This is a genomic window from Streptomyces sp. SAI-127, from assembly GCF_029894425.1.
In the GTDB taxonomy this organism is placed as follows: Bacteria; Actinomycetota; Actinomycetes; order Streptomycetales; family Streptomycetaceae; genus Streptomyces.
This window is the reverse complement of sequence record NZ_JARXYJ010000001.1, coordinates 5,213,081-5,228,132: the sequence shown is the minus strand read 5'-3', so window position 1 is coordinate 5,228,132 and position 15,052 is coordinate 5,213,081. Positions and strand designations below refer to the sequence as shown.

Here is a 15,052-nt window from a genome sequence, read left to right as displayed (position 1 = left end):
GCTGCTCCGCGCCCCTGCCCGGACCCTCCTCGGCCGGATCCGTGGCAGGATCGGTCGGGCACAAGAAGACAACGGAAGGCAGATCGTGGCCGAGCAGCTTTACGCCACCCTGAAGACCAACCACGGCGACATCGAAGTCCGGCTCCTGCCGAACCACGCCCCGAAGACGGTCCGGAACTTCGTCGAACTCGCCCAGGGCGAGCGCGAGTGGACGCACCCGGGCACCGGTGAGAAGTCCACCAAGAGGCTCTACGACGGCACGATCTTCCACCGCGTCATCAGCGGCTTCATGATCCAGGGCGGCGACCCGCTGGGCACCGGCATCGGCGGTCCGGGCTACGAGTTCGAGGACGAGTTCCACCCGGACCTCGGCTTCAACAAGCCCTACCTGCTCGCCATGGCCAACGCGGGCCCCGGCACCAACGGCTCGCAGTTCTTCATCACCGTCTCCCCGACGGCCTGGCTGAACCGCAAGCACACCATCTTCGGCGAGGTCACGGACGCGGCCAGCCAGAAGGTCGTGGACGCCATCGCCGGCGTCAAGACCACCCGCCCCAACGACCGGCCGGTGAACGACGTCGTCATCGAGCAGGTCGTCGTGGAGACCCGCCAGGGCTGAGCCCGGGCGACCACCACGCAGGGAACCAAACGCCCCGCTCAACCGTAAGGATGAGCGGGGCGGTGCATGTGGGTACGACGACTCAGGCGACTTAGGGGATGGCATGAATCAGGAGGCGGGCAGTTCACCGGAGGCCCAGAACCTGCCTGGCTGCTACCGGCACCCGGACCGTGAGACCGGCATCCGCTGCACCCGCTGCGATCGCCCGATCTGCCCCGAGTGCATGGTCAGCGCCTCCGTCGGCTTCCATTGCCCCGAGTGCGTACGCGACGGGGGCGGCGGCGGACCGGCTCCGGCCGCGGCGAGGCCCCGTACCATCGCGGGCGGGACGGTCACGGCCGACCCCCGGCTGCTGACCAAGATCTTGATCGGGATCAACCTCGCGGTGTTCATCGCCATCCGCACCAACACGTCCCTGGCGGATGACCTCAGCCTCATCGCTGCCTGGCCGCCGGCGCCCTTCACGCCCACCCAGGGAGTCGCGGACGGGCAGTACTACCGCCTGGTCACCTCGATGTTCGCCCACCAGGAGATCTGGCACATCGGCTTCAACATGCTGGGCCTGTGGTGGCTCGGCGGCCCCCTCGAAGCGGCCCTGGGCCGTGCCCGTTATCTCGCGGTCTACTTCGTCTCCGGCCTAGCGGGCAGTGCCCTGGCCTATCTGCTGGCCGATCCGGGCACCCAGACACTCGGCGCCTCCGGTGCCATCTTCGGCCTCTTGGGCGCGACCGCGGTCCTGATGCGGCGGCTCAACTACGACCCGCGGCCGATCATCGCGCTCCTGGTGATCAACCTGATCTTCACCTTCGGCTGGAGCAGCATCTCCTGGCAGGCCCACATCGGTGGCCTGGTCGCCGGCCTGATCACCGGGTACGGCATGGTCCACGCCCCACGCGAGCGGCGGTCGCTGGTGCAGTACGGCACCTGCGCGCTCGTCCTGCTGGTCGTCGTGGGCATGACGCTGTTCAGGACCGCCCAGCTGACCTGAGCGGACCCGTTGTCCACAGCGAGTACCGGATCTTGTGCATACAGTGCGGGAACAGCTGCGCCCCCTGTTGCTGACTCGCGTTTGGGCAGGTCAGGCAGGGGGCGAACAGGCTTGCGGGGGCTGGTGCGATGGTCGTACCGGCGTCAACGTCCGATGGGTTATCCACAGATCGTCGTCTTTTCCCCAGGTCCTGTGGAAATTGCTCCAGGCTGTGGATAACTCAGCGGATACCCCTGGGGAGAGCTACTTCCACTGGGTGGAGACGCCGAATCCGGCGGCGATGAAGCCGAAGCCCACCACGATGTTCCAGTTGTCCAGAGCGTCGATGGGGAGCGAGCCGTCCGTCACATAGAAGACGACGATCCAGGCCAGCCCGATGAGGAACATGGCCAGCATCACGGGGGCTACCCACGCGCGGCTGGTCAGCTTGATGGCGGTCGCCTGCTTCGCCGGGGGCGGCGTGTAGTCGGCCTTCTTGCGGATACGTGACTTCGGCACGAGGGTCTCTCCTGTCGATGCGCTGCGTGGCCGCGCAGGTAACTGGTCGGGCTCGGGGCAGCGTACAAGGGGACACTGAGTGCTCCCCCGGGCGTCCGTTAGCGTAGTGCTTCCGTAGCGCCGAAGGAGATAAGGGTACGTTGAGCAATTCTGCCGACTCACCCCAGTCCGGATCCAGTCCTGCCCGCAGGCGGGGTTTCCGGCCGGTGAGAGCGCTCACGGTGGCCGTCTTCGCTCTCGCGGGACTCATTTTCTTCACGAGTTTCAATACGGCCAAGGGCACCAACATCCGCACGGACGCGTCCCTGCTGAAGCTCTCGGACCTCATTCAGGAGCGCAGCCACAACAACGGCGAGCTCGACGAGTCGAACGGCTCGCTGCGCCGGGACGTCGAGGCGCTCGCCGAGCGCGACGACGGCAGCACCAAGGCCGAGGACGACAAGCTCGCTGCCCTGGAGGACAGGGCGGGCACCCAGAAGATCAAGGGGAAGGCGGTCACGGTCACGCTCGACGACGCCCCGCCGAACGCCACCGCCAAGCTCCCCGGCTACCCCGAGCCCCAGCCCGACTACCTGGTCATCCACCAGCAGGACCTCCAGGCCGTGGTCAACGCCCTGTGGAAGGGCGGCGCGCAGGGCATCAAGGTCATGGATCAGCGGCTGATCTCCACCAGCGCCGTGCGCTGCGTCGGCAACACCCTGATCCTCCAGGGCCGCGTGTACTCGCCGCCGTACAAGATCCAGGCGGTCGGAGACCCCGGGAAGCTGAAGCAGGCGCTCGCGGACTCCAAGGCGATCCAGAACTACATGGTCTACGTCAATGTCTACGGCCTTGGCTGGAATGTCGCCGACGACGGCACGGTGACTCTTCCCGGCTACTCGGGCACAGTGGATCTGCAGTACGCCAAGCCCGTGGAGTGAGCACGATGTGAGCCCCTGGAGCCGCCGGTGCGTGTCGTCGTCAGGACCGTCAGCGAGCTGTGCATCACCGTCGGCGCCCTGATCGTGCTGTTCGTCGCCTATGTGCTGTTCTGGACCGGTGTGAAGGCCGACACCGTCATGGACGACCAGATCGACCAGTTACAGAGCCAGTGGTCCAAGGGGAGCGTCCAGCGGCCGAAGGTGACGGCCGGTGCCACCGCGACTCCGGCGGAGCCGGCGCCGTACCGGAGTGGGCAGCCCTTCGCGATCATGTACATCCCGCGGCTTGGTTTCACGTGGAACAAGCCCGTGCTCGAAGGCACCCGGGTCGGCACCCTGAAGAAGGGCCTCGGCCACTACACGAACACCGCGCAGCTCGGTCAGCAGGGCAATTTCTCGGTGGCCGGGCACCGGCGCACCTACGGGGATCCGTTCAAGGACTTCCCGAAGCTTCGGCGCGGTGACGCGGTCGTCCTGACCGACGGGACCACCTGGTTCACGTATCGGATCGACAAAGGGCCTTACAAAACAGTGCCCACCGACATTGAGGTGATCGATCCTGTGCCACGTAAATCCGGTTACACGCGGCCTGGCCGCTATCTCACGCTGACCACGTGCGATCCGGAGTGGGGACACAGTCACCGGCTGATCGTCTGGGCACACCTGGACACCACACAGCCTGTGGAGGACGGCAAGCCTGTTGCCCTGCGCCGTTAGTCTGGTGCGGTACGGCGTGAGTCTGGTGCCGTGGTGCGACGGAAGGGACGGCATGTACGGCTGGATCTGGCGGCATCTGCCGGGGAACGCATGGGTGAAGGCGTTCCTCTCACTCATGCTGGGCGTTGCTGTGGTCTACGTCCTGTTCCAGTACGTGTTCCCGTGGGCCGAACCGCTGCTGCCCTTCAACGATGTGACGGTGGACAACCAGTGAGCGCGCGCATTCTCGTCGTCGACAACTACGACAGCTTCGTCTTCAACCTGGTCCAGTACCTCTATCAGCTGGGCGCCGAGTGCGAGGTGCTGCGCAACGACGAGGTGTCGACGGCGCACGCCCAGGACGGCTTCGACGGCGTCCTGCTCTCGCCCGGCCCCGGCACACCGGAGGAGGCCGGGGTCTGCGTCGAGATGGTGCGCCACTGCGCCGCGACCGGGGTGCCCGTCTTCGGTGTCTGCCTCGGGATGCAGTCGATGCAGGTGGCGTACGGCGGTGTCGTGGACCGCGCTCCCGAGCTGCTGCACGGCAAGACCTCTCTCGTCGAGCACGAGGGCAGGGGCGTCTTCGCGGGGCTGCCGACGCCGTTCACGGCGACCCGGTACCACTCCCTTGCCGCCGAGCCGACGACGGTCCCGGCCGAGCTGGAGGTCACCGCGCGGACGCACGACGGGATCGTCATGGGGCTGAGGCACCGTGAACTCCCGGTTGAGGGCGTGCAGTTCCACCCGGAGTCGGTGCTGACGGAGCACGGGCACCTGATGCTGGCCAACTGGCTGGTGGAGTGCGGGGACCAGGGCGCGGTGGCGAGGTCGGCGGGGCTCGCCCCGGTGGTGGGCAGGGCCACGGCGTGACGGCCCTGCGCCCCGAGCGCGAGGACTTGTACGGCGACGCGTCGTACAAGTCCTACGGCGGCGATCCCTACGGCGGGGAGTCCTTCGGCGGTGGTTCCTACACCGAGGAGCCCTACGTCGAAGAGCCCTACGTCGAGGAGTCGTACGCCGAGGAGTCGTTCGGCGGGGTGCCTTCGGGCGGGGCGTCGGCGCCGTACGTACCACCGGCCGATGACGAGACGGTGGCGCTGCGGATCCCCGATTCGCCGCCGCCCTCCATATCCGCCTCTGCGGCCTCTTCCGTCACATCCGCCACTGGATCCCCACAAGGCGGCCGTGCGGCCCGCAGAAAGGCCGCCAAGGGCCGTCACGGGCGTCATGGTGGCGGAGCCGCCCCTGAATCGCAGTCCGAGCAGGAGTCGCCGGACGGGAAGCCGCTCTCCCGTGTCGAGGCCCGTCGGCAGGCAAAGGCGCGCAAACCCGGCGCTGCCGTCGTCGCGAGCCGCGCGATCGGTGAGGTGTTCATCACCACCGGCGTGCTGATGCTGCTGTTCGTCAGTTACCAGCTGTGGTGGACCAATGTGCGAGCGCACGCGCAGGCGGACAAGGAGGCCAGCAGCCTCCAGAACGACTGGGCGAGCGGCAAGGGCGCGCCGGGCACGTTCGAGCCGGGCCAGGGCTTCGCCCTGCTGCACATCCCCAAGCTGGACGTGGTGGTGCCGATCGCCGAGGGCGTCAGCAACAAGAAGGTGCTCGACAAAGGCATGGTGGGGCACTACAGCGAGGGCGCGCTCAAGACGGCGATGCCCGACGCCAAGACCGGCAACTTCGCCCTCGCCGGGCACCGCAACACCCACGGCGAGCCCTTCCGTTACATCAACAAGCTCTCGCCGGGCGACGCGATCGTCGTCGAGACGCAGGACGACTACTTCGTCTACAAGATGACGTCGACGCTGCCGGTGACGGCTCCGAGCAACACGAGTGTGATCGACCCCATCCCCAAGGGATCCGGGTTCAGCACGGCCGGCCGCTACATCACCCTCACCACCTGCACGCCGGAGTTCACCAGCAAGTACCGGTTGATCGTCTGGGGCAAGATGGTCGAGGAACGGCCGCGCAGCAAGGGCAAGCCGGATGCGCTCGTCCAGTAAGGGCAGATGACAAGTGGCAGCGACCACCGAACAAGAGCAGAACACCGGCACCGCAGCGCCGCGTCGCCGCGGCACCGGCCGGATCGCCATGGCGGTCAGCGTCTTCGGTGAACTCCTCATCACTGCGGGCCTCGTGCTCGGCCTGTTCGTCGTCTACTCGCTGTGGTGGACGAACGTCGTCGCGGACCGCGCGGCGGACAAACAGGCCGACAAGGTGCGCGACAGCTGGACCGAGCGGACCACCGGCGGTCCCGGTGCGCTGGACACCAAGAACGGCATCGGCTTCCTGCACGTCCCCGCGATGAAGAACGGCGAGGTCCTGGTCGAGAAGGGCACCTCGACGAAGATCCTCAACGACGGCGTCGCCGGCTACTACACCGACCCCGTCAAGGCCACGCTCCCCACCAGCGGCAAGACGGGCAACTTCTCCCTCGCCGCCCACCGCGACGGCCACGGCGCGAAGTTCCACAACATCGACAAGATCAAAAAGGGCGACGCGATCGTCTTCGAGACCAAGGACGAGTGGTACGTCTACAAGGCCTACGCGGTTCTCGCCGAGACCTCGAAGTACAACGTCAAGGTCCTCGGCCAGATCCCCAAGGAGTCCGGCAAGAAGAAGGCCGGCCACTACATCACGCTGACGACGTGCACTCCGGTGTACACCTCGCGGTACCGGTATGTGGTGTGGGGTGAGCTGGTCCGCACGGAGAAGGTGGACAGCGAGCGGACGCTGCCGAAGGAATTGACCTAGCATGACGGAGGCCCGAAGCCGCAACTATCTCTTGCGGCTTCGGGCCTCTTTGCGTCGGGCCGTGCCTACTCCAGGACTTCCAGCGGTTCCCCGGCGCTCCACTGCTCCAGCAGCCCGCGGTGTACGACCGTGATCCCTGTCTCGGCGGCGATGCTCAGGGCTTCCGCGGTGAACGGGCAAGTGGCCACGAAGAGCGCCACCTCCGCGCTGTGGAGAACCTTGGCCGCTCCGACGAACTTCTGCATGTCGGGGCTGGTGATGTTGAGGTACGGCGCGAACCGCTTGCACTGGACGACGAGGCGTCGTCCATCGGGCGTGAGCCCGCTGACGTCGATACCCCGGTCTCCGTGGCCGCCCTGCACGGTCACGTTGGTGCATCCGTCGCGGCGTAGCAGCTTGGCGATGTGGTGTTCGAACGTGCGGCCGTTCATGGCGTCCATGGCGGCCATGACTCCGACGGTGGGCCGGTCGTCTCGTACGCCTTCGAGTCGTTGAAGGCGGGTGTGGTGCTGGTGGAGACGTCGCTCGATGCGCTGGACTCCTGCCCGCAGGGCGATCAGTTCCTTGCGGTGCTCGCCCGATGTTTCGATCAGGGCGTTGAACATCGGTACGACGGTCTTGCCGAGGATGTGGGTGATGCGTTGGTCGATGCGGTCGTCGAGGGAGGCGGGGTCTGTGTGGACAGAGTTATCCACAGGCTGGGTGCGGGCCAGGTACTCCATGTCCAGGAGGTACACACGTACCTGACGTGCGACTTCGCTGTCGCGGAGGAGCATGGCGACGTTGAGGACGGCTCGGCGGGAGAAGAGAGCGAGGGATGCGGTGCGCGACTGAATCCCACTGAGTTTCTTGAAGGAGCTCAGTTCTGAACCTGTCAAGACGTGGTACCCGCTGGCCTCCAGTTCGGCGCGGTGGTCGAGTACGAGGGAGCGAACAGCTTTGATGCCGACCTCGAAGTACGCCGCCACCATCGCCGTGGTCACATGCATCCCGTCCGGCAGCAGCGACAGCGCTTTGACCCTGTCGAGTACGTCCGTCCGTTCCAGCACGCCGTCGCGCAGGGTCTTGGATTCCAGCAGCGCCGATTCGTTGATCACGTTCTGCCCTTCCGGTTGAGGCATGGCCCATGGCCTGGGCAGAGCTTCGTCACCCCACCCCAACGGGTCAACGAGTCGTCATATAGGAAGACACGATCGGTATGCGAACACGCCAGCGGGTCGCATGACAAAGCCCCGGCGCCCTGTGAGGGGCGTCGGGGCTTGTCTCTGTGTGGAGTTCTGCGTGTGGCTAGCCGTTCCCGCCGCCGAAGAAGCCTCCGCCGTTGTTGCCGCCGTTGTTGTTGCCGCCGCCGACGCTCACCGTGGCCAGGGTGATCTGGGTGCCGCCCGCGTTGTCGACCTCGTTGCCGGCGCCCGGGTCCTGCTGGGCCACGAGCGCGGTGTCGCTCTGGTCGCTGCCGTTCGCGAACTGGATGTTCGTGAAGCCGGCGTTGTTGAGGATCTGCCGGGCCTGGGCGACCGTCTGGCCGACGACGTTCGGGACCTCGGTCTTGTCCTTCGCCTTGCCGATCTGGATGTTCACCGACGAGTTCTTGTCGGCCTGGGTGCCGGCCTGCGGCGAGGTCGCGATGACCTTGCCGATCTGGTTGGTGTCGTCGGTCTCGACCTCGGTGCAGTTGCCGACGAGGTTGTTCGCCTGCATCTGTGCCTTGGCGTCGTCACAGGACTGGCCGGTGACGTCCGGGACCGTGGACTTCTCCTCGGCCTTGGCGATGGTGAGGGTGATGGTGGAACCCTTCTCCACTTCCGTGCCCAGCTCCGGGTCCTGCGCCAGGACGGTGCCCACCTTTTCGGTGGACTCCTGCTGCTTGGTCTTGACGACCAACTCGTACTTGTCGCCCCCCAGCGTCTCCGTGGCCTTGTCGACGTCCTGGCCGAGGACACTGGGGACGGCCACCTTGGGCGCCCCGGTGGACACCACGAGGTTGACGGCGGAGTTCTTGTCGACCTTGGTGCCGGGCGTCGGGTTCTGCTCGCAGATGTTGCCCTTGGCCGCGTTCTCACACGCCTTCTGCGTGACCTCACCGACCTTCAGGTCGACGTTGCCCAGCTGTTTCTCGGCGTCGGCCCGCGCCTGGTTGACGATGTTCGGCACGGCCACCTGGTCGTTGCCCGCGCCCCCGTTGCCGCTGAAGATCCACTTGCCGATCAGGATCGCGCCGACGAGCACCAGGATGCCCGCCACCACCAGCAGGATCGTCGAGGTGTTCGACTTCTTCTGGCGGCGCCGGTCGGGGCGGTCGTCGTAGCCGAAGCCGCCGTCGTCCGGGCTCATCGGCGGCAGCATGGTGGTGGCGCCCGCGTCGGCGCGCAGGGCCGTGGTCGGCTGGTCGTCCGGGTAGCCGCCGTAGCCCACCGAGCCCATCGCCGCGGTGGCCGCGACCGGCTGGCCGTCGAGGCAGGCCTCGATGTCGGCGCGCATCTCGTCGGCCGACTGGTAGCGGTAGTTCGGATCCTTGACCAGGGCCCTGAGGACGATGGCGTCCATCTCGGGCGTGATCTCCGGGTCGAAGACCGACGGGGGCTGCGCCTCCTCGCGTACGTGCTGGTACGCGACGGCCACCGGGGAGTCGCCCACGAAGGGCGGCCGGACCGTCAGCAGCTCGTAGAGGAGACAGCCGGTGGAGTAGAGGTCCGACCTCGCGTCGACCTGCTCGCCCTTCGCCTGCTCCGGAGAGAGGTACTGGGCGGTGCCGATGACCGCGGAGGTCTGCGTCATCGTCATGCCGGAGTCGCCCATGGCGCGGGCGATGCCGAAGTCCATCACCTTGACCTGGCCGTTGCGCGTGAGCATCACGTTCGCGGGCTTGATGTCCCGGTGGACGATGCCGCTGCGGTGGGAGTACTCCAGTGCCTGGAGGATCCCGATGGTCATCTCCAGGGAGCGCTCCGGCAGCAGCTTGCGGCCGGAGTGCAGGAGCTCGCGAAGCGTGGAGCCGTCGACGTACTCCATGACGATGTACGGGATCGAGACCCCGTCGATGTAGTCCTCGCCCGTGTCGTAGACCGCCACGATCGCGGGATGGTTGAGCGAGGCGGCCGACTGGGCCTCCCGGCGGAACCGGGCCTGGAAGGACGGATCACGCGCGAGGTCCGCGCGCAGCGTCTTCACCGCCACCGTGCGGCCGAGGCGCGTGTCCATGGCGAGGTAGACCTCCGCCATGCCACCACGGCCGAGCACCTGGCCCAGCTCGTACCGGCCGCCGAGGCGACGCGGCTCTTCCATAGCTTCCTACCAGCCCTCTCCGTCGGTCCCGACCGGCACGTGTGTGCCGTCGGAGGCTGCACTCCGGGCCTACCGTACCCGGCTAGCTTTGTGTGACCTGGCCAAGTGCGTCACCCGATACAGGACCGGTATCGCAACGTGCACCGATGTGAAGGCGACGTGAGCGGGGTCACTTCTTGGAGTCGACGACCGCCTCCATGACGCTCTTGGCGATCGGTGCCGCGAGACCGCTGCCGGAGATGTTCTCGCGGACCGCGTTGTCGTCCTGGACGACCACGGCCACGGCGACCGGTGCGCTGTCGCCGACCTTGGCGTACGAGATGAACCAGGCGTACGGGTTCTTGCTGTTGTTCTCGCCGTGCTGGGCGGTACCGGTCTTGCCGCCCACGGTGACGTCGTTGATCTGCGCCGTCGTGCCGGTGCCCTTCTCGACGACAGTCTCCATCATCGACTGGAGGATCTGGGCGTTCTCCGCCGACAGCGGCTCGCTCATCTTCTCCGGCTCGGTCTTCTCCAGGGTGTCCACGTTCGGGGCCTGGAGGGAGTCGACCATGTACGGCTTCATCAGGGTGCCGTTGTTGGCGACGGCCGAGGCGACCATGGCCATCTGGAGCGGGGTCGCGGCGGTGTTGTACTGGCCGATCGAGGACAGTGCGGTCTGCGAGGGGTTCATGTCGTCGGAGAAGACCGACGAGCTGGAGCGCACCGGCGTGAACTGCTGCTCGTCGAAGCCGAACTTCTTGGCCTCTTCGAGCATCTTCTCGTTGCCGAGGTCGGAGCCGACCTTGCCGAAGACGGTGTTGCAGGAGTACTGGAGGGCGACCCGCAGAGTGGCGTTCTCGCAGGGGATGTTGCCCTCGTTCTTCAGCGGGGTCGTGGTGCCCGGCATGGTCCACGGCAGCGGCGACTTGGTCTTCTCGTCCGCCGAGTTGTACAGGCCGTTCTCGAGGGCGGCTGCCGCGGTGACGACCTTGAAGGTGGAGCCGGGCGGGTAGACCTCGCGCAGCGCCCGGTTCAGCATCGGGTCGTCGGGGTTGTTCTTCTTGTCGAGCTTCTTCCAGGCCTCGGCGTCGGAGTCGCTGCCGCCGGCGATCGTCGAGGGGTCGTACGACGGGTAGGAGGCCAGCGCCAGGATCTTGCCGGTGGAGGGCTCGATGGCGGCGACCGCGCCCTTGCCGCCCTGCTTCTTCAGACCGTCGTAGGCGGCCTTCTGCGCGGCGGCGTTGAGGGTGGTGACGACGTTGCCGCCCTCCTTCGGCTTGCCGGTGAGCATGTCGAGGGTGTTGCGGAAGAAGAGCCGGTCGTCGGTGCCGGTGAGGATGCCGTCCTCGATGGACTCCAGCTGGTTGGCGCCGTAGGACTGCGAGACGAAGCCCGTGACCGGCGCCCACATCGCGCCGTCCTTGTAGGTGCGCTTGTACTTGAAGTCGCCCGACGTCGTCTCCGCGTGCCCGGTGATGGCCTTGCCGTCGACGATGATGTCGCCGCGGGGCGTCGCGTACCGCGCGATGAGCACACGGCGGTTCTTCGGGTCGTCCTTGAGGCTGTCGGCCTTGACGTACTGGAGCCAGTTGTCCCGCAGGAGCAGGGTGAGGACCAGCAGGCCGCAGAAGATCGCGATCCGGCGCAGGGGCTTGTTCATGACGGGCGGACCACCTGGGTCATCTCGGCGTCGGGGGTCGGGGCGGGGGCGGGCGCCGGACGGCGCGCGGTGTCGCTGATCCTCAGCAGGATGCCGATCAGGGCCCAGTTGGCGATGACGGAGGAACCGCCGTACGCCAGGAAGGGCATCGTCATACCGGTCAGCGGGATCAGACCCATCACACCGCCGGCCACCACGAAGACCTGGAGCGCGAAGGCACCGGACAGGCCGATCGCGAGCAGCTTGCCGAACGGGTCGCGGGCGGCGAGGGCGGTGCGCACGCCGCGCTCCACGATCAGGCCGTAGAGCAGCAGGATCGCCATGAGGCCGGCCAAGCCCAGTTCCTCGCCGAAGGTGGCCAGGATGAAGTCGGAGTTGGCGGCGAAGCGGATCAGCTCCGAGTGGCCCTGGCCCCAGCCGGTACCGAGGGTGCCGCCGGATCCGAACGCCCAGAGGGCCTGCATGGCCTGCTCGGAGTGGCCGGCGACCTGGTCCTGGCTCAGCTGGTACTCACGCATCGGGTCGAGCCAGGCCTGGACACGCTGCTGCACGTGCGGTTCGAAGGATGCGACGCCGACCGCGCCCGCCGCCGACATCAGCAGACCGAAGACGATCCAACTGGTCCGCTCGGTGGCGACGTACAGCATGATGATGAACATTCCGAAGAACAGCAGCGACGTTCCGAGGTCGGTCTCGAAGACCAGGATGAGGATCGAGATGAACCAGACGACCAGGATGGGTCCGAGGTCGCGGCCGCGGGGCAGGTAGAGGCCCATGAAGCGGCGGCTGGCAAGAGCGAGGGCGTCCCGCTTGACCATGAGGTATCCGGCGAAGAACACCGCGAGGACGATCTTGGCGAACTCACCGGGCTGGATGGTGAAGCTGCCGATCTGGATCCAGATCTTGGCGCCATAGACGTTCAGGCCCAGACCTGGGACCAGCGGGAGCAGCAGCAGGACCAGCGCGCCGACCATGGAGATGTAGGTGTAGCGCTGCAGGACCCGGTGGTCCTTGAGGAAGATCAGGACGACGGCGAACAGGGCGATGCCCATCGCCGTGTAGATCAGCTGGTTGGTGGCCTTGCCGCCGGCGACATGGATCTGCTGGAGCAGTTTGGACTGGTCGAGGCGCCAGATCGCGACGAGCCCGAGGCCGTTGAGCAAGGTGGCCAGGGGCAGCATCAGGGGGTCCGCGTACGGGGCGAACTTGCGTACGACGAGATGGGCGACGCCGGCCAGCAGACCGAGGCCCAGGCCGTAGCTCAGGAGCCCGGACGGGACCTGGTCGTCGATGGCCAGACCCACGTTGGCGTAGGCGAAGACCGGGATGAGGACGGCGAACACCAACAGCGCCAGCTCGGTGTTGCGGCGGCTCGGGGCGCCGATCGCGCCGATCGTGGACGTGTGGTGCGTCGACGTGTTCGAAGTACTGCTGCTCATCGTGTGACAGGGCCTCTCACGGCTTGCCTACTGCGTACCGCAGTTCCCGACGACCTGCTTCTCCTCGTCCGAGAGGGTGGGGCCGGGGGTGGGAGTGGGCGCGGTCGGGGATGCGGAAGCGTTCGGGGACGGGGAGGTCGTGCTCGTCGGGGTCGGTGTGGCCTTGGACGTCAGGGAGGACTGAGTGGTTCCCGTGGTGCCTCCGGCCTCGCCCTCGCCCGTCTTGGAGTTCTTGTCGCTCTCCTTGGCCTGCGCCTCGGCCTGCTTCTTGCACGCGGAGGCCTGGACGCCCAGTTCGCCGATCTTCTTCTGGGCCGTCTTCAGGTCGCCCTCGGCGATGGTGCCCTCGACCGACTTCTGCTGGTACGGCGGCAGGTACTTGAGTTCGATCTCGGGGTGGTCCTTGGACACCTTCGAGAGCGAGACCCACGCCAGGTCCTGGCTGATGCCGCGGTACAGCGCCACGTGCTCGTCGTTGACGCCGACGTAGTACTGGGTCTGCGTCCAGCGCCAGCCGCCGTACAGACCACCGCCGATGACGGCGAGCGCGAGGACCGAGTAGAACGATCTCTTCAGCCACTTGCGGCCCTTGCGGGGCTTGACGAAGTCGTCGTCGGAGTAGTCGCCGAAGCTGCCCGCGGGGACGTAGCCGGTGGTGTCGGAGGAGCCGGGCCGGCCGTACTCGCCGCCTCCGCCCTGCCCGTGGCCCTGGCGGCCGAGCCCGGAGGCGCGGCCCGCGGGGGTCTGCATGATGCCGTTGTCGTGCAGCTGGAGCTGGTTCTCGGCGACCGCGCCGACCACGACCGGGGTGTCGGAGAGCTGCCCGGCGAGGGTGTCGCCGGTGTCCAGGTCGAGGACGTCCGCGACGATGACCGTGATGTTGTCGGGGCCGCCGCCCCGCAGTGCGAGCTGGATGAGCTCCTGCACGGTCTCCTGGGGGCCCTGGTAGCTGGCGAGGGTGTCCTCGAGCGTCTGGTGGGAGACGACGCCGGACAGACCGTCGGAGCAGATCAGGTAGCGGTCGCCGGCGCGGACCTCACGGATGGAGAGGTCGGGCTCGACGTGTTCGCCGCTGCCCAACGCCCGCATCAGCAGGGAGCGTTGGGGGTGGGTGGTGGCCTCTTCCTCGGTGATGCGGCCCTCGTCGACCAGGCGCTGCACCCAGGTGTGGTCCTGTGTGATCTGCGTGAGGACACCGTCGCGCAGCAGGTACGCGCGCGAGTCGCCGACGTGCACGAGGCCGAGCCGCTGGCCCGTCCACAGCAGCGCGGTCAGCGTGGTCCCCATGCCTTCGAGCTGGGGGTCCTCCTCGACCATGGAGCGCAGCTGGTCGTTGGCGCGCTGGACGGCCACGCCGAGCGAGGTGAGGACGTCGGAGCCGGGCACGTCGTCGTCGAGGGCGACGATGGTGGAGATGGCCTCGGAGGAGGCGACCTCGCCGGCGGCGGCGCCGCCCATGCCGTCCGCGATGGCCAGCAGGCGGGGCCCGGCGTATCCGGAGTCCTCGTTGCCCTCCCGGATCATGCCTTTGTGCGATCCGGCGGCGAAGCGCAGTGACAGACTCATGCGCACCTCGCCCGTCGGCTCCGGGTACATCCGCACGGTGCCCACCCTCCGGTCGGGAGCGCGCCGGGGCCCGGGGTGGGGGCCCACACCGCGTGCTCGCTCCGCTCGCGCCTATTCATGATGTAGCACTACTTCCGCAGCTCGATGACGGTCTTGCCGATGCGGATCGCCGCGCCCAGCGGAATCGGTGTCGGGGTCGTCAGCCGCGTTCGGTCGAGATACGTGCCGTTGGTGGAGCCCAGGTCCTCGACGATCCACTGACCGTCGCGGTCCGGGTAGATCCTGGCATGGCGGCTGGAGGCGTAGTCGTCGTCCAGCACGATGGTGCTGTCGTGCGCCCGGCCCAGCGTGATGGTCTGGCCCTGAAGCGCGACGGTGGTACCGGTGAGGGTGCCCTCGGACACGACGAGCTTGGTGGGTGCGTTACGGCGCTGGCGGCCGCCAGCGGCCGGCTGCTGGCGCTGCTGCGGAGGCGCCTGCCGCTGGGCCTGCTGGGCCCGGCCGGCCTCCCGGCGCGAGCCGCGCTGGGTGACACGCGTACCGAACAGGTCGCTGCGGATGACCTGCACGGCCACGATCACGAACAGCCACAGTACGGCCAGGAAACCCAGCCGCATGACCGTGAGGGTCAGCTCTGACATTGCCCCC

Annotated in this window: 15 protein-coding genes; 8 read left to right on the top strand and 7 right to left on the bottom strand. The window is 67.4% G+C overall.

All coding sequences use genetic code 11. The features are described from left to right. Nucleotides 1-85 precede the first annotated feature (85 nt). Nucleotides 86-619, top strand: a complete 534-nt coding sequence (locus M2157_RS23935; protein WP_266562394.1) for a peptidylprolyl isomerase — start codon at nucleotides 86-88, stop codon at nucleotides 617-619. Between the two features lie 103 nt (nucleotides 620-722). Further along, a complete protein-coding gene (locus M2157_RS23930; protein ID WP_280866172.1) occupies nucleotides 723-1,607 on the top strand; it encodes a rhomboid family intramembrane serine protease in 885 nt (294 codons plus the stop codon). 243 nt (nucleotides 1,608-1,850) lie between these two features. On the opposite strand, the gene crgA is transcribed toward M2157_RS23930, so the two are convergent. Then, nucleotides 1,851-2,105: a cell division protein CrgA gene (crgA, locus tag M2157_RS23925; protein ID WP_069759519.1), complete on the bottom strand. Its 255-nt coding sequence runs from the start codon at nucleotides 2,103-2,105 to the stop codon at nucleotides 1,851-1,853. 140 nt (nucleotides 2,106-2,245) lie between these two features. Between crgA and M2157_RS23920 the strand changes: the two genes are divergently transcribed. The 6 genes from M2157_RS23920 to M2157_RS23895 are packed head-to-tail and all read left to right on the top strand — an operon-like array spanning nucleotide 2,246 to nucleotide 6,472. After that, nucleotides 2,246-3,025 carry a DUF881 domain-containing protein gene (locus M2157_RS23920; RefSeq protein WP_280866171.1) on the top strand — a complete coding sequence of 260 codons (780 nt, stop codon included), beginning with the start codon at nucleotides 2,246-2,248 and terminating at the stop codon, nucleotides 3,023-3,025. 27 nt (nucleotides 3,026-3,052) lie between these two features. Beyond that, nucleotides 3,053-3,742 (top strand): class E sortase, encoded by a 690-nt coding sequence (locus M2157_RS23915; RefSeq protein WP_280858875.1) that lies wholly within the window; start codon nucleotides 3,053-3,055, stop codon nucleotides 3,740-3,742. Nucleotides 3,743-3,758: 16 nt separating this feature from the next. Further along, a complete protein-coding gene (locus M2157_RS23910; protein WP_280859086.1) occupies nucleotides 3,759-3,956 on the top strand; it encodes a hypothetical protein in 198 nt (65 codons plus the stop codon). Then, complete coding sequence (locus M2157_RS23905; RefSeq protein ID WP_280858876.1) at nucleotides 3,953-4,591, top strand: aminodeoxychorismate/anthranilate synthase component II; 639 nt, start codon at nucleotides 3,953-3,955, stop codon at nucleotides 4,589-4,591. The genes M2157_RS23910 and M2157_RS23905 overlap by 4 nt, the downstream gene beginning before the upstream one ends. Further along, nucleotides 4,588-5,721: a class E sortase gene (locus tag M2157_RS23900; RefSeq protein ID WP_280866170.1), complete on the top strand. Its 1,134-nt coding sequence runs from the start codon at nucleotides 4,588-4,590 to the stop codon at nucleotides 5,719-5,721. The genes M2157_RS23905 and M2157_RS23900 overlap by 4 nt, the downstream gene beginning before the upstream one ends. Nucleotides 5,722-5,734: 13 nt before the next feature. Further along, on the top strand, nucleotides 5,735-6,472 hold the full coding sequence (locus M2157_RS23895; RefSeq protein WP_280858878.1) for a class E sortase: 738 nt from the start codon (nucleotides 5,735-5,737) through the stop codon (nucleotides 6,470-6,472). A 65-nt stretch (nucleotides 6,473-6,537) separates the two neighbouring features. On the opposite strand, the gene M2157_RS23890 is transcribed toward M2157_RS23895, so the two are convergent. The 6 genes from M2157_RS23890 to M2157_RS23865 form a co-directional block, all read right to left on the bottom strand. Continuing rightward, a complete protein-coding gene (locus M2157_RS23890; protein WP_280858879.1) occupies nucleotides 6,538-7,593 on the bottom strand; it encodes a restriction endonuclease in 1,056 nt (351 codons plus the stop codon). A gap of 166 nt (nucleotides 7,594-7,759) precedes the next feature. Further along, a complete protein-coding gene (gene pknB, locus M2157_RS23885) occupies nucleotides 7,760-9,757 on the bottom strand; it encodes a Stk1 family PASTA domain-containing Ser/Thr kinase (protein ID WP_280858880.1) in 1,998 nt (665 codons plus the stop codon). 169 nt (nucleotides 9,758-9,926) lie between these two features. Continuing rightward, nucleotides 9,927-11,399, bottom strand: a complete 1,473-nt coding sequence (locus M2157_RS23880; RefSeq protein ID WP_280858881.1) for a penicillin-binding protein 2 — start codon at nucleotides 11,397-11,399, stop codon at nucleotides 9,927-9,929. Beyond that, the gene (locus tag M2157_RS23875; protein ID WP_280858882.1) at nucleotides 11,396-12,838 is read right to left on the bottom strand and encodes an FtsW/RodA/SpoVE family cell cycle protein; all 1,443 of its coding nucleotides are present in this window, start codon (nucleotides 12,836-12,838) and stop codon (nucleotides 11,396-11,398) included. Before M2157_RS23875 ends, M2157_RS23880 begins: the two co-directional genes overlap by 4 nt. Before the next feature lie 27 nt (nucleotides 12,839-12,865). Next, on the bottom strand, nucleotides 12,866-14,434 hold the full coding sequence (locus tag M2157_RS23870) for a Stp1/IreP family PP2C-type Ser/Thr phosphatase (RefSeq protein WP_280859077.1): 1,569 nt from the start codon (nucleotides 14,432-14,434) through the stop codon (nucleotides 12,866-12,868). Between the two features lie 98 nt (nucleotides 14,435-14,532). Further along, nucleotides 14,533-15,045: an FHA domain-containing protein gene (locus tag M2157_RS23865; protein ID WP_037707129.1), complete on the bottom strand. Its 513-nt coding sequence runs from the start codon at nucleotides 15,043-15,045 to the stop codon at nucleotides 14,533-14,535. Between the last annotated feature and the right edge of the window lie 7 nt (nucleotides 15,046-15,052).